This is a genomic window from Nocardioides sp. (assembly GCF_044226305.1).
GTDB lineage: Bacteria > Actinomycetota > Actinomycetes > Propionibacteriales > Nocardioidaceae > Nocardioides.
Map to the genome: position 1 here is coordinate 20,067 of NZ_JBGAHF010000015.1, position 12,576 is coordinate 32,642.

The 12,576-nt window shown below is 73.5% G+C and carries 13 protein-coding genes; 8 read left to right on the forward strand and 5 right to left on the reverse strand.

Translation table 11 applies throughout. From position 1 onward, the window contains the following. The first annotated feature begins 1 nt into the window (after position 1). From kdpC to ACILQ5_RS15470, 3 genes are read left to right on the forward strand one after another with little or no spacing between them, the layout of a single operon-like run. The gene (kdpC, locus tag ACILQ5_RS15460; protein ID WP_395658912.1) at positions 2–625 is read left to right on the forward strand and encodes a K(+)-transporting ATPase subunit C; all 624 of its coding nucleotides are present in this window, start codon (positions 2–4) and stop codon (positions 623–625) included. A 2-nt stretch (positions 626–627) separates the two neighbouring features. Next, entirely contained in the window at positions 628–3,114 is a 2,487-nt protein-coding gene (locus tag ACILQ5_RS15465; protein ID WP_395658913.1) for an ATP-binding protein, read from the forward strand. A gap of 10 nt (positions 3,115–3,124) precedes the next feature. After that, complete coding sequence (locus ACILQ5_RS15470) at positions 3,125–3,802, forward strand: response regulator (RefSeq protein WP_395658914.1); 678 nt, start codon at positions 3,125–3,127, stop codon at positions 3,800–3,802. Positions 3,803–3,829: 27 nt separating this feature from the next. Here the strand turns inward: ACILQ5_RS15470 and ACILQ5_RS15475 are convergent, their stop codons facing one another. From ACILQ5_RS15475 to ACILQ5_RS15485, 3 genes are read right to left on the reverse strand one after another with little or no spacing between them, the layout of a single operon-like run. Further along, a complete protein-coding gene (locus ACILQ5_RS15475; RefSeq protein ID WP_395658915.1) occupies positions 3,830–4,297 on the reverse strand; it encodes a nitroreductase family deazaflavin-dependent oxidoreductase in 468 nt (155 codons plus the stop codon). A 19-nt stretch (positions 4,298–4,316) separates the two neighbouring features. Continuing rightward, a complete protein-coding gene (locus ACILQ5_RS15480; RefSeq protein WP_395658916.1) occupies positions 4,317–4,703 on the reverse strand; it encodes a DUF4446 family protein in 387 nt (128 codons plus the stop codon). 9 nt (positions 4,704–4,712) lie between these two features. Next, positions 4,713–5,354, reverse strand: coding sequence for an HAD family hydrolase (locus ACILQ5_RS15485; RefSeq protein ID WP_395658917.1), 642 nt, complete (start codon positions 5,352–5,354; stop codon positions 4,713–4,715). A gap of 75 nt (positions 5,355–5,429) precedes the next feature. Here ACILQ5_RS15485 and ACILQ5_RS15490 point away from each other — a divergent pair, with 75 nt between their 5' ends. Further along, positions 5,430–6,275 (forward strand): prephenate dehydratase, encoded by an 846-nt coding sequence (locus ACILQ5_RS15490; protein ID WP_395658918.1) that lies wholly within the window; start codon positions 5,430–5,432, stop codon positions 6,273–6,275. A 13-nt stretch (positions 6,276–6,288) separates the two neighbouring features. On the opposite strand, the gene ACILQ5_RS15495 is transcribed toward ACILQ5_RS15490, so the two are convergent. Further along, positions 6,289–7,056, reverse strand: a complete 768-nt coding sequence (locus ACILQ5_RS15495; RefSeq protein WP_395658919.1) for a VOC family protein — start codon at positions 7,054–7,056, stop codon at positions 6,289–6,291. 140 nt (positions 7,057–7,196) lie between these two features. Between ACILQ5_RS15495 and larB the strand changes: the two genes are divergently transcribed. The 4 genes from larB to ACILQ5_RS15515 are packed head-to-tail and all read left to right on the forward strand — an operon-like array spanning position 7,197 to position 10,929. Next, on the forward strand, positions 7,197–7,919 hold the full coding sequence (larB, locus tag ACILQ5_RS15500) for a nickel pincer cofactor biosynthesis protein LarB (protein WP_395658920.1): 723 nt from the start codon (positions 7,197–7,199) through the stop codon (positions 7,917–7,919). Next, a complete protein-coding gene (larC, locus tag ACILQ5_RS15505; protein ID WP_395658921.1) occupies positions 7,916–9,106 on the forward strand; it encodes a nickel pincer cofactor biosynthesis protein LarC in 1,191 nt (396 codons plus the stop codon). Before larB ends, larC begins: the two co-directional genes overlap by 4 nt. Continuing rightward, positions 9,106–9,690 (forward strand): TMEM165/GDT1 family protein, encoded by a 585-nt coding sequence (locus tag ACILQ5_RS15510; RefSeq protein ID WP_395658922.1) that lies wholly within the window; start codon positions 9,106–9,108, stop codon positions 9,688–9,690. Before larC ends, ACILQ5_RS15510 begins: the two co-directional genes overlap by 1 nt. An 18-nt stretch (positions 9,691–9,708) precedes the next feature. Then, positions 9,709–10,929: an arginine deiminase gene (locus ACILQ5_RS15515; RefSeq protein WP_395658923.1), complete on the forward strand. Its 1,221-nt coding sequence runs from the start codon at positions 9,709–9,711 to the stop codon at positions 10,927–10,929. A gap of 28 nt (positions 10,930–10,957) precedes the next feature. Here ACILQ5_RS15515 and ACILQ5_RS15520 read toward each other — a convergent pair whose 3' ends face one another. Next, a complete protein-coding gene (locus ACILQ5_RS15520; RefSeq protein ID WP_395658924.1) occupies positions 10,958–12,397 on the reverse strand; it encodes a DHA2 family efflux MFS transporter permease subunit in 1,440 nt (479 codons plus the stop codon). Positions 12,398–12,576 lie beyond the last annotated feature (179 nt).

Consider the following 12,576-nt stretch of genomic DNA (forward strand, 5'->3'; position numbering starts at 1 on the left):
CATGAAGGACATCTACAGCCTGTTCCGCTTCAGCCTCGCCGGCCTGCGGATGATGGTCGCCGCCACCCTGGTCCTCGGGGTCGCCTACCCGCTGGCGGTCCTCGGGATCGCCCACGTCGTGGCCCCGTGGCAGGCCGCCGGGTCGCTCGTCACCGCGTCGGGCGCCCACACCACCGACCCCGACCAGGCCGTCGGGTCGGCCGTCATCGGCCAGCTAGTCGACGGCGAGGACGCCGCCGCGCTCTTCCAGCCGCGGCCCTCGGCCGCCGGCGACGGCTACGACCCGCTCAACACCTACGGCTCCAACTGGGGTCCCGAGGCACCCGAGCTCGTCGCGGCCATCAAGGACCGCAAGGCGGAGATCGCCGACCGCGAGGGCGTCGACCCCGCCGACGTGCCGCCGGACGCGGTGACCGCGTCCGCCTCCGGCCTGGACCCCGACATCTCGGTCGCGTACGCCGACCTGCAGGTGCCTCGCGTGGCCGCCGCGAACGGGCTCGACGAGGAGCAGGTGCGCGCCCTGGTGGCCGAGCACACCTCCGGACGCACCTGGGGTGTCCTGGGTGAGCCGCGCGTCAACGTCCTGGAGCTCAACATCGCGGTGCGGCAACTGGCAGGATCATGACCATGGAGGAGCCCCGGCGGGGTCGGCTGACGGTCTACCTCGGCGCCGCACCGGGTGTCGGCAAGACCTACGCGATGCTCGGCGAGGGCCAGCGCCGCCGCGAGCGCGGCACCGACATCGTGGTCGGCTACGTCGAGACCCACGGCCGGCAGCACACCGCCGACATGGTGGACGGGCTCGAGGTGGTGCCGCGGCGGCAGCTCGCCTACCGCGGCACCACCTTCACCGAGATGGACGTCGACGCCGTGGTGGCGCGCAAGCCGGCCGTCGTGCTGGTCGACGAGCTCGCGCACACCAACGTGCCGGGCAGCCGGCACGAGAAGCGCGCCGAGGACATCGAGGAGATCCGCCGCGCCGGCATCGACGTGATCACCACCGTCAACATCCAGCACCTCGAGTCGCTCAACGACGCGGTCGAGCGGATCACCGGGGTCCGGCAGCGGGAGACGGTCCCGGACGAGGTCGTGCGCACGGCCGACCAGATCCAGCTGGTCGACATGTCCCCCGAGGCGCTGCGCCGCCGGATGGCGCACGGCAACATCTACAAGGCCGAGCAGATCGACGCGTCCCTCACGTCGTACTTCCGGGTCGGCAACCTCACCGCGCTCCGCGAGCTCGCCCTGCTCTGGCTCGCCGACCGGGTCGACGACGCGCTCGACGACTACCGCCGGGCGCACCGGATCGAGCAGCCGTGGCCGGCCAAGGAGCGCATCGTCGTCGCGGTCACCGGCGGCGGTGAGAGCGAGACCCTGCTCCGCCGCGGTGCCCGGCTCGCCCAACGCGCCGCCGGCTCGGAGCTGCTGGCCGTCCACGTGATCGCGAGCGACGGGCTGACGAACCCCGACGAGCGCCGCATCTCGCGGGCCCAGCAGCTGGTGGGTTCGCTCGGCGGCACCTTCCACTCCGTCGTCGGCGAGGACGTCTCACAGGCGGTCGTCGACTTCGCCGCCGGCGCCAACGCGACGATGATCATCGTCGGCACCTCGCGCCACGGGCGGGTGCGACGGCTCTTCACCGGCACCACCGGCGAGCGCATCGCCTCGCTCGCCGGCTCGATCGACGTGCACCTGGTCACCCACGACCAGGGCGTCGGGGCCGGGCGATCGCGCTGGTACGCCTCACCGTTGAGCCGGCAGCGGCAGCTCGTCGGGCTGGTGCTCGCCGTGCTCCTGCCCGGCCTCCTCACGGTCGGCCTCCGCACGTCGGCCGACGCGGACCAGCTCCCCCTCGACGTGCTGCTGTTCCTCGCGGTGACCGTGCTCGTCGCCCTCGTGGGCGGCCTCCTCTCGGCCCTCGTCGCCGCGCTCGTTGCCTTCTTGGTGATGAACTGGTTCTTCACCCCGCCGACCGGCCAGTTCACCATCTCCGAGCCGGCGAACGTCGTGGCGCTGGTCGTCTTCGTCGCGGTGGCCGTCGGCGTCGCGACCGTGGTCGACCGCGCGTCGCGGCGGGCGTCGGACGCCGTCCGCGCCCGCACCGAGGCGGCCACGATGAGCTCGCTGTCGCGCTCGGTGCTGACCGGACAGGACACGGCCGAGGCGATCGTCGCCCGGCTCCAGGAGACCTTCGGCCAGCGGGCGGTGTCGCTGCTCCAGCGTGGACCGGCGGGGTGGACGGTGGTCGCGTCGACGGGTGCCGACCCGGCCTGCGCCCCGGCGGACGGCGACACCCGGGTCGAGGTCGACGACGACCACGTCATCGTGATGTGCGGCTCGCCGCTGCGTGCCTCGGACCGGCGGGTGCTCGAGGCCTTCGCCGTGCAGACCGGCCTGGTGCTGGAGTACCGGCGGCTCCGCGAGCGCGACGAGCGCGCCGCCGACCTCGAGCGGGCAGAGGCCACCAGCACCGCGATCCTGCGCGCCGTCTCGCACGACCTGCGCACCCCGCTGGCGACGATGCGCACCGCCGTGGACGGCCTGGTGTCGGGCTCCCTGGACCCGGCCGACCAGAAGGAGCTGGTCGGTGCGGTCGAGGCCTCGACCGAGCAGCTGGAGCGGCTCATCGACAACCTGCTCGACCTCTCCCGCATCCAGTCCGGGCTGCTGCACCCCGTCCTGCGTGACCGCAGCCTCGAGGAGGTCCTCCCGCTGGCGGTCGCCGGCCACGCCCCGGGCACGGTCACCCTGGAGCTCGACGAGACCACGCCCCTCGTGCACACCGACGCCGGGCTCCTCGAGCGGGTGGTCGCCAACCTGGTCGGCAACGCCGTCCGGGTCTCGGCCGGCCGGCCCGTCCGGGTCCTGGTCCACGTGCTGCCGGGGACCGTCGAGGTGCTCGTCGTCGACCAGGGCCCCGGGATCGCCCCTGCCCTGCGCGAGCGGATGTTCGAGCCGTTCCAGCGCCTGGGCGACACCAGCCCGGGCGGCCTCGGGCTCGGGCTGGCCGTCGCTCGCGGACTGACCGAGGCGATGGGCGGCACGCTCACGGCCGAGGACACGCCCGGCGGCGGGCTGACGATGGTGCTCTCGGTCCCGAGGGCCGCCGGGTGAGGACGACCCCATGAGCAAGGTCCTGGTCGTCGACGACGAGCCCGCCCTCGCCCGGGCGCTCGCGATCAACCTGCGTGCCCACGGCTGGGAGGTCGTCACGGCCGCCGACGGCCGGTCCGCGCTGGAGGCCGCGGCGACCGAGCACCCCGACGTGGTCGTCCTCGACCTCGGCCTGCCCGACCTCGACGGCACCGAGGTCATCACCGGGCTGCGGGGCTGGACCAGCGTGCCGATCGTGGTGCTGTCCGCGCGGCAGCACGGCGAGGACAAGGTGGAGGCGCTCGACCTCGGCGCGGACGACTACGTCACCAAGCCGTTCGCGATGAACGAGCTGATGGCGCGGCTGCGGGCCGCCGTACGGAGGAACCAGGACGCGGCGCCGGAGCAGTCGGTGGTCGAGGTGGGGCCGCTCGTCATCGACCTGGCGCGCAAGCGGGTGGCGCGCGACGGCGTCGACGTCCGGCTCACCCCGACCGAGTGGTCCTTCCTGGAGCTGCTCGCCCGCAACGTCGGCCGCCTCGTCACCCGGGAGCAGGTGCTGCGCGAGGTGTGGGGGCCGGCCTACGAGCACGAGAGCCACTACCTGCGGGTCTACGCCGCGCAGCTGCGTCGCAAGCTGGAGGACGACCCCGCCCACCCGCGGCACCTGATCACCAGCGCCGGGCTGGGCTACACCCTCGAGCCCTGAGCCCGGCGGGGACGCCGACTCCGCGCGCTATCGGGGGGTCAGGCGGAAGACCGGCAGCTCGCGGTCGGTGCGCTCGGCGTACTTCTGGTAGTTGGGCCAGGTCTCGAGGAGCACCGGCCAGATCCGCTCGCGCTCCGGCCCGACCAGCTCCTGGGCGTCGACGGCGATCGTGCGGCCGCGGAAGGTGATCGTCGGGTCCTGGGCGGCGCGGAGGTTGCCGACCCACTCGGGCGGCTTGGGGCCGCCCCAGTTCGAGCCGACGACCAGCCAGGCGTCGTCGTGCGGCACCGTCAGCAGCGGGGTGGTGCGCAGGATGCCGGACTTCCGTCCCGGCACCTGGAGCACCAGCTCGTCCAGACCGGTCGCCAGCATGATGGTGAGCCGGCCGCGGGTCACCTGTTGCAGCGCCTTGTCGCTCCCCACGATGAGCGGCGCGAACCGGGGCAGCCACGGCTGGGCGCCCAGCGCCAGCGCCATCCGCCGCATCGGGTTCATGGCCGGAGCATAGGGGGCCCTAGGGGCGGGCGTGCTCGATCGCCTCGAGCTCCTCGGGCGAGAGCTGCTGCTCGCAGGACCAGCCGGTGATGCTCTTGGCGTAGGTCCGCGCCTCGCTCCGGCCGTGGATCGAGGTCAGCACGACACCGTGGCCGCCGTCGTCGAGCACCGCGAGCGACCAGGACAGGTGCCCGCCCATGTCGCCGAAGGCGTCGTAGCGCACCACGGCCAGGTGGCGCAGCGCGTCCTTGGCCTCGGCCCGCAGGGCGGCGACCTCCTGCCGGAGCCCGTGCACGTCCTCGGGCAGCGCCTCGACGCCCTCCCCCTTGCGGGGCCGGCCGCGCCACAGCCCGAGCAGCGCGAGCAGCAGGGCGACGACAGCGACGGCGAGGGCGGTGGTCTCCACGCGCCGAGCCTAGGTCCCGGCGGTCAACCGGCCGGTGAGCGCGGCGAGCGTGTCCACGTCGCCCTGTCCGTGGCGCCGGTCGATGCGGACGGCGGCGAGGCCGAGGGCGGTCGCCCCGGCGCAGTACGACGCCTGGTCGTCGACGAGCACGGCGCGCTCGGCCGGCACGTCGAGCCGCTCGAGCGCGAGCCGGAAGATCCCCGGCTCGGGCTTGGCCACCCCCACCTCGCACGACAGCACCAGCTCGTCGACCAGGCCGCTCAGTCCCAGCTCCTCGAGCAGCGGACGGGTGTTCTCGGCGCAGTTGCTCACGAACGCGGTGCGGACCCCCGCCGCCCGCAACGACTCCAGGAACGGGACCGAGTCGTCGTGGAGGACCGCGAGCTCGGTGATCAGCTCCCGGTCGGCGGCGACCAGGCTCGCGACCAGGTCGTCGTCGGCGACCACGCCGCAGTCGGCCAGCACCACGGCCAGGGCCTCGCCGAGGGTGGCGCGGCCGTCCGTGACGAGCGGGCCCCACCGGCCGGCGGCGGCGGTGAACGCCTCGGTGCTCACGCCCGCCCGGTCCGCGAGCGCGGCGCCGTGCCGGAGGTGGTCCACGCTGAGCACGGTCTCGAAGACGTCGATGAGGCAGGCGTCGTACGTCGGCACCCCCTGAGCCTAGGCTGCGGCCCGGCTCGCGGACGCCGTCGGAGCCGCCCGCGCGTGCGTGGGACCATGGCGGCCGTGACCCGACGCATCGCCTACCAGGGCGAACCCGGCGCCAACTCCCACATCGTGTGCCGCGAGCACTACCCCGACTGGGAGGCGCTGGCCTGCGCGTCGTTCGAGGACGTCTTCGCCGCCGTGGAGTCGGGCGACGCCGAGCTGGCGATGATCCCGATCGACAACTCGATCGCCGGCCGGGTGGCCGACATCCACCACTTCCTCCCCGACTCGGGGCTGCACATCATCGCCGAGCACTTCCTGCGGATCCGGTTCTGCCTGATGGCCGTCCCGGGCGCCTCGCTCGACACGATCCGCACCGTCCACAGCCACGTCCACGCCCTCGGCCAGTGCCGCAAGATCATCCGCGAGCACGGACTCACGCCGGTGATCGCCGGCGACACCGCCGGGGCCGCGCGGGAGGTCGCCGAGTTCGGCGACCCCACCCAGGCCGCGATCTCCCCGCCGCTCGCCGCCGACATCTACGGCCTGGAGATCCTCGTCGAGGACGTCGAGGACGAGGAGCACAACACCACCCGCTTCGTGGTCCTCTCCCGCGACCTGGTCGAGGCGACGGCGGGCGGCGGCCCGGTCGTCACCAGCTTCATCTTCAACGTGCGCAACCTCCCGGCGGCGCTCTACAAGGCGCTCGGCGGGTTCGCGACGAACGGCGTCAACATGACCAAGCTGGAGAGCTACATGGTCGGCGGCGAGTTCACCGCCACCCAGTTCCTCGCGGAGGTGGACGGGCACCCCGACGACATCGGCGTGAGGCGCGCGCTCGAGGAGCTCGCGTTCTTCACCACCGACGTCAAGATCCTCGGGGTCTACCCCGCCGACCCGTTCCGTGCCGAGGTGTCCCGCTAGGAGAGCCGGCGGGTCAGCCGGCCATCAGGTTGAACATCCCGCCCTGGGGGTCGGCCAGCACCGCCATCCGGCCGACGCCGGGCACGTCGAAGGCGGGCGCGACCACGGTGGCACCGAGCCCGGTGGCCCGCTCGATCGCCGCGTCGACGTCCTCCACGGCGAAGTAGACGCCCCAGTAGGGCGGGATGCCCTCCATCGGCGGCGGCATCGCCCCGCCGACCTGGCGCCCGTCGACGACCAGGCAGGTGTACGGCGGACCCTCCCCCATCGGCTGGTCCTCCCAGGTCACCCCGAGCACGTCGGCGTAGAACGCGGTCGCGGCCGGGACGTCGGGGGTGACGAGCTCGTGCCAGATCGGCGTGCCGGGCTCGTTGGCCCGCACCGTGCCGATCGTGGCGCCCGCCTGCCAGAGGTTGACCCGCGCCCCGGTCGGGTCGGCGATCGCGGACATCCGCCCCAGGTCCATCACGTCGAACGGCTCGGCGTCGACCCGGCCACCGGCCGCCGCGACCTTCGCGGTCACCGCGTCGACGTCGTCGACGGTGAGGTAGACGGCCCAGAACGCGGGGTGGTCCTCCATCCCCGGCATCGGGCCGCTGATGCCTGCCACCGAGTCGCCCTCCTTGCCCACCGCGACGTAGTAACCGGCGTCACCCAGCGGCACGTCCTCCAGCTCCCACCCGAAGAGCGGGCCGTAGAAGGCCTTCGCGCCCTCCTGGTCGGGCGTGACCAGCTCCACGTAGCTCGGCGTGCCCTGCTGGTACCTCTCGAACCTCGGCATCCCTGCCTCCTCCTCGCTCGGCGACCCCACCAGCCAGCCAACACCCGCCCACCGACAGTGGCAACGGCAACGGCCCGCGGGTGACCGGGAGCACGATCCCGGGACGTGATCCGCGCGCGAACGCCGGATAGGTTCCTCACGTGGAGCAGCAGGACCCCCGCATCACCGACCTCGGCTTCGCGCGCGTCGACGTCGACCGCGCGTCGCGCACCGGCGACCCCGAGGTCGTCTACGGGTCGGGGAAGACCCCCGACCAGGTCGTGGCCATCCTGCGGGCGCTGCACGACAAGCACCCCGAGCGGGCGGTGCTGGCCACCCGGCTCGCCCCCGAGGCCATCGACGTCGTCGCCCGGGCCCTGCCCGACGCCTCCGTCGACCTGGTCGCCCGGGCGGTGACCCTCGGGCCGCTGCCCGAGCCGCGCGGCCGCGTCGCGGTCGTGGCGGCCGGCACGTCCGACGCCCCCGTCGCCGCGGAGGCGGCGCTGACGGTGGCCGTGCACGGCGCCGGGGTCGACCGGATCGACGACGTCGGCGTGGCCGGCCTGCACCGGCTCCTGGGCGTCCGCGAGCGGCTCGACGCCGCCGACTGCCTCGTGGTCGTCGCGGGCATGGAGGGCGCGCTCCCGTCCGTGGTCGGCGGCCTCACCGGCGTGCCGCTCGTCGCCGTGCCCACCAGCGTCGGCTACGGCGCCTCCCTCGGCGGCGTCGCCGCCCTGCTCGCGATGCTCAACTCCTGCGCGCCGGGCGTGACGGTCGTCAACATCGACAACGGCTACGGCGCCGGCGTGCACGCGGCCCGCGTCGCCCGGCAGTCCGTGTCGCAGTCCGTCCAGCGCTCCGTCGCGCGGGACGAGCCGCGATGACCGTCGCCTGGGTCGACGCCTCCGCGGGCGCGAGCGGCGACCTGCTGCTCGGCGCGCTCGTCGGTGCCGGCGTGCCCCTCGGGGTCCTCCAGGACGCCGTGGACGCCGTCGCTCCCGAGCCGATCGCCCTGCGCGTGGAGGAGGTACGACGAGGTGGGCTCGCCGCGCTGCGGGTCCACGTCGACGCGCCGGACTCCCGGCACCACCGCACCTGGCACGACGTCCGCACGATCCTCGACGCGGCCGCGCTCGACGGCCGGGTCCGCTCCCTCGCGCTCGCGGTCTTCGAGCGGCTGGCGACCGCCGAGGCCGCCGTGCACGGCACCGACCCCGAGGCGGTCCACTTCCACGAGGTGGGGGCGCTCGACGCGATCGCGGACGTCGTCGGCGTCTGCGCGGGCTTCGTGCACCTCGGCGCCACCGCGGTCACGGTCTCCCCCGTCGCCGTCGGCTCCGGCACCGTCGAGACCGCCCACGGCACGCTGCCGGTGCCGCCGCCCGCGGTGGCCGAGCTGCTGCGCGGGGTGCCCACCCACGCCGGCCCGGTCCCCATGGAGCTCTGCACGCCGACGGGTGCCGCGCTGCTGACCGGCCTCGCCACGGCGTACGGACCCCAGCCCGCGATGGTGGTCGACACCATCGGCGTCGGCGCCGGGAGCCGCGACCCTGAGGGCCACGCCAACGTGCTCCGGCTGTTCGTCGGCGCCACCGCGGACCCGGCGCCCGACGAGCGGCCGCTGCTGATCGAGACCAACATCGACGACCTCGACCCGCGGGTCTGGCCGGCGGTCATCGCCGCGCTCCTCGACGCCGGCGCCTCGGACGCCTGGCTCACGCCGATCCTCATGAAGAAGGGCCGGCCGGCCCACACCCTGCACGTCCTCGTCGACGCGGCCCGCGCACCCGCCGTGCGCGCCACGGTCTTCGGGCACACCACGACCATCGGGCTGCGCGAGCAGCCGGTCACCAAGCACGCCCTGGACCGTGAGATGGTCGAGCTGCGGGTCGACGGCGAGCCGGTCGCGGTCAAGCTGGCGCGGCACCAGGGTGTCGTCGTCAACGCCCAGCCGGAGTACGACGACGTGGCCCGCGCCGCGGCGGCGCTGGGCCGCCCGGTCAACGACGTGCTCACCACGGCGCAGGCCCTCTGCCGCGCCCTTCTCGGGACAGGAGACGGAACGCCCTGATGGACCCCGTCGTCATCGGCCTCACGTTCGTCGCGATCTTCGTCGTCGAGCTGCCCGACAAGACCTTCCTCGCGACCTTGGTGCTCGCGACGAGGTACCGCCCGATCCTGGTCTGGATCGGCGTCGGCCTCGCGTTCGCCGTGCAGACCACGGTCGCCGTGCTGCTCGGTCACGCGGTCTCGTTCCTGCCCGAGGAGGTCGTGCAGGCCGCCGCCGGGGTGATGTTCCTCCTCGGCGCGGTGATCCTCATCCGCGAGGGTCGCGGCCACCAGGCCGCCGAGGACGAGGAGGTCGTCACCAAGGACGTCAGCGGGCACCGGGCGATCGTGGCGAGCTTCCTCGTGCTGTTCGCCGCCGAGTGGGGCGACCTGTCCCAGCTCCTGACGATCTCGCTGGTGGCCAAGTACGAGCAGCCGGTCGCGGTGTTCATCGGCGCCCTGGGCGCGCTGCTGGTCGTGAGCGGTCTCGCCGTCGTCGCCGGGAGGTCGCTGCAGCGCTTCGTCAAGCTGCACGTGCTGCACTACATCGGGGCGGGTGTCTGCCTGCTGCTGGCCGCCGCGACGGCGTACGAGCTCCTGACCTGACCGAACTAGGGTGTCCGCATGGCAACGCATGGCGCCGACAGCGAGGTCGGCACTCTCGAGACCGTGATGCTGCACCGACCGGGGAACGAGCTCAAGCGGCTCACCCCACGCAACAACGACCGGCTGCTCTTCGACGGGATCCCCTGGGTGGCCCGCGCGCAGGACGAGCACGACGAGTTCGCCACCCGCCTGCGGGACAAGGGCGTCGAGGTCCTCTACCTCACCGACCTGCTCACCGAGACGCTGCAGGACGACGACGCACGCAACCACGCCATCACCACCGGCCTCGCCGGGCTGCACCTCGGCGACACGCTGCGCGAGTACCTCGCCCGGTTCCTGCGCGAGGCCTCGCCCGAGGAGCTGACCGGCTACCTCACCGCCGGCATCCGCAACGACGAGGTGCGCGGTGGCTTCGGCCTCGTCACGTCGCTGCTCGCGAGCGACGACTTCCTCGTCGACCCGCTGCCCAACCTGCTGTTCACCCGCGACTCCAGCGTCTGGGTCAAGGACCGGGTCGCGGTCACCTCGCTGGCGATGCCGGCGCGCACCCGGGAGACGCAGCTGACCGAGCTGATCTACACCGAGCACCCGCGGTTCCGCGGCACCCGCAAGATCCACGGCTGGCACCACGAGCACGTCGAGGGCGGCGACGTCCTGCTGCTCGCGCCGGGGGTCATCGCGGTCGGGGTCGGCGAGCGGACCACCCCGGCGGGCGCCGAGCGGTTCGCCCGCCAGGTCTTCCACGCGGGGCTCGCGCACACCGTCCTCGCCGTACCCATCGCGCAGGAGCGCGCCACCATGCACCTCGACACCGTGTGCACGATGGTCGACGTCGACAAGATCGTGATGTACCCCAACGTCGCCGACTCGCTCCGCGCGTACGCCGTCACGCTGGCCGACGACGCCGAGGACGACCGCGACCTGACGCTGACCGTGGCCGACGCCGAGCCGTTCCTGGTGGCGGCCGCGAAGGCGATGGAGATCGACACGCTGCACCAGATCGACACCGGGCTCGACCCGGTCACCGCCGAGCGCGAGCAGTGGGACGACGGCAACAACACCCTGGCCATCGCGCCCCGGGTCGCCGTCGCCTACGAGCGCAACGACGAGACCAACACCCGGCTCGAGGAGGCCGGCATCGAGGTCGTCCGGATCGCCGGCTCCGAGCTCGGCTCCGGCCGCGGTGGCCCGCGGTGCATGAGCTGCCCGATCTCCCGGGCGCCGCTGCCGACCGACTGAGCGGAGCCGCTGGTCCGTAGCTGTCGCCTCAGGCGACCTCCGGGCACGCCTCGGCCGCGGGGTCCGCATCCGCGTCGCCGTCGAGCTCGGGCATCACCATCGGCTTGGGGCGCAGCAGCGTCCCGCCGACCAGGGCGGCGAGGGCGGCGGACGCCGCTCCGACCGCGAACGCGAGCTGGAACCCGCCGTTCAACGCCTCGAGCGCGCCGGCACCGGACGCGGCCAGCGACTCGGTGCGCGCGGTGGAGAGCGCGACGAGGACAGCCAGGCCGAGCGCGCCGCCCATCATGAACGACGTGTTGACCAGGCCGGACGCGAGCCCGGACTCGTGCGGCTCGACGTCGCCCATCGCGGCCAGCAGCACCGGGTTGAACGCGATGCCGGCGCCGGCGCCGAGCAGCAGCATCGAGGGCAGCACGTCGGTGAGGAAGCTGCCGTCGACCGGCGCCCGGGAGAAGAGCAGCAGGCTGATCGCGGCCAGGCCGAGCCCGGCCACCAGCGGCGGGCGGATGCCGAACCGCATCACCAGCCGGTCGGAGACCCGCAGCGAGCAGAACGCCATCACCACGCTGGTCGGGATGAACGCCAGGCCGACCTCGAGGGCGTCGTACCCGAGGACCTGCTGGAGGTAGAGCGCGGACAGGAAGAACCACGCGAACATCGCGGCGGCCCACAGCACGCCGACGACCTGCGAGACGACGACGTTGCGGAGCCGGAAGAGCCGCAGCGGCACCAGCGGGTCGGCGGTGCGCGACTCCCGGAGAACGAACGCCGCGAGCAGGACCGCGCTGGCCCCCAGCAGCGGCCAGGTGCTGCTGACGATCGCGTAGACCGAGAGCACCAGCGCGGCGGTCACGAGCACGGCGCCGAGCACGTCGAGCCGGCCGCGCCGCTCCAGGGTGCCGTCGGCGGGCAGCACCCTCGTGGCGGCGACCCAGACGCCCAGCCCGATCGGCACGTTCACCAGGAAGATCCAGTGCCAGGAGAACAGGCCGGTCAGCACGCCGCCGAGAAGCACGCCGACGGCGCCGCCCCCCGACATCACGAAGCCGAAGAAGCCCATGGCCCGGGCCCGCTCGCCGGGGTCGGAGAAGAGGTCCATGATCAGCGACAGCGCCACCGCGGACACCGCGGCGCCGCCGAGCCCCTGGACGGCGCGGCCCGCGACCAGCAGCTCCGCGGTCGGGGCGAGCCCGCACGCGACCGAGGCGGCCGTGAACGCGATGACCCCGCCGAGGAACACCCGCTTGCTCCCGAGCAGGTCGCCGAGCCGGCCCGACAGCAGCAGGAAGCCGCCGAAGGTCAGCAGGTAGGCGTTGACCACCCAGGCCAGCGCGGACTGGGAGAAGCCCAGGTCGTCCTGGATGGACGGCAGCGCGACGTTCACGATGCTCGAGTCCAGCACGATCATCAGGTCGCCGAGGCACAGCACGTACAGCGCCAGCCAGCGGCTCTTCAGGTCGGTCATCTCGGTCTCCTCGGTGGAAGGTGCGTCACCTTCGCCACGAACGCGGGGCTACGGAAACGACAGACCCGGCACGCAGATCTTTCTCATCGGCGGCGTCCCACGGCAACCGGTTTGCGCTCCCGCTATTCAGCGTTACTATGTACCTGGTAGTCAGCATCACTGAGTAGCAGATCCGACAG

Bases quoted from the DNA above. Each gene is read 5' to 3' on its own strand.
- kdpC (WP_395658912.1), top strand. From the start codon at position 2: ATGAAGGACATCTACAGCCTGTTCCGCTTCAGCCTCGCCGGCCTGCGG.
- ACILQ5_RS15465 (WP_395658913.1), top strand. From the start codon at position 628: ATGGAGGAGCCCCGGCGGGGTCGGCTGACGGTCTACCTCGGCGCCGCA.
- ACILQ5_RS15470 (WP_395658914.1), top strand. From the start codon at position 3,125: ATGAGCAAGGTCCTGGTCGTCGACGACGAGCCCGCCCTCGCCCGGGCG.
- ACILQ5_RS15475 (WP_395658915.1), bottom strand. From the start codon at position 4,297: ATGAACCCGATGCGGCGGATGGCGCTGGCGCTGGGCGCCCAGCCGTGG.
- ACILQ5_RS15495 (WP_395658919.1), bottom strand. From the start codon at position 7,056: ATGCCGAGGTTCGAGAGGTACCAGCAGGGCACGCCGAGCTACGTGGAG.
- larC (WP_395658921.1), top strand. From the start codon at position 7,916: ATGACCGTCGCCTGGGTCGACGCCTCCGCGGGCGCGAGCGGCGACCTG.
- ACILQ5_RS15510 (WP_395658922.1), top strand. From the start codon at position 9,106: ATGGACCCCGTCGTCATCGGCCTCACGTTCGTCGCGATCTTCGTCGTC.
- ACILQ5_RS15515 (WP_395658923.1), top strand. From the start codon at position 9,709: ATGGCAACGCATGGCGCCGACAGCGAGGTCGGCACTCTCGAGACCGTG.
- ACILQ5_RS15520 (WP_395658924.1), bottom strand. From the start codon at position 12,397: ATGACCGACCTGAAGAGCCGCTGGCTGGCGCTGTACGTGCTGTGCCTC.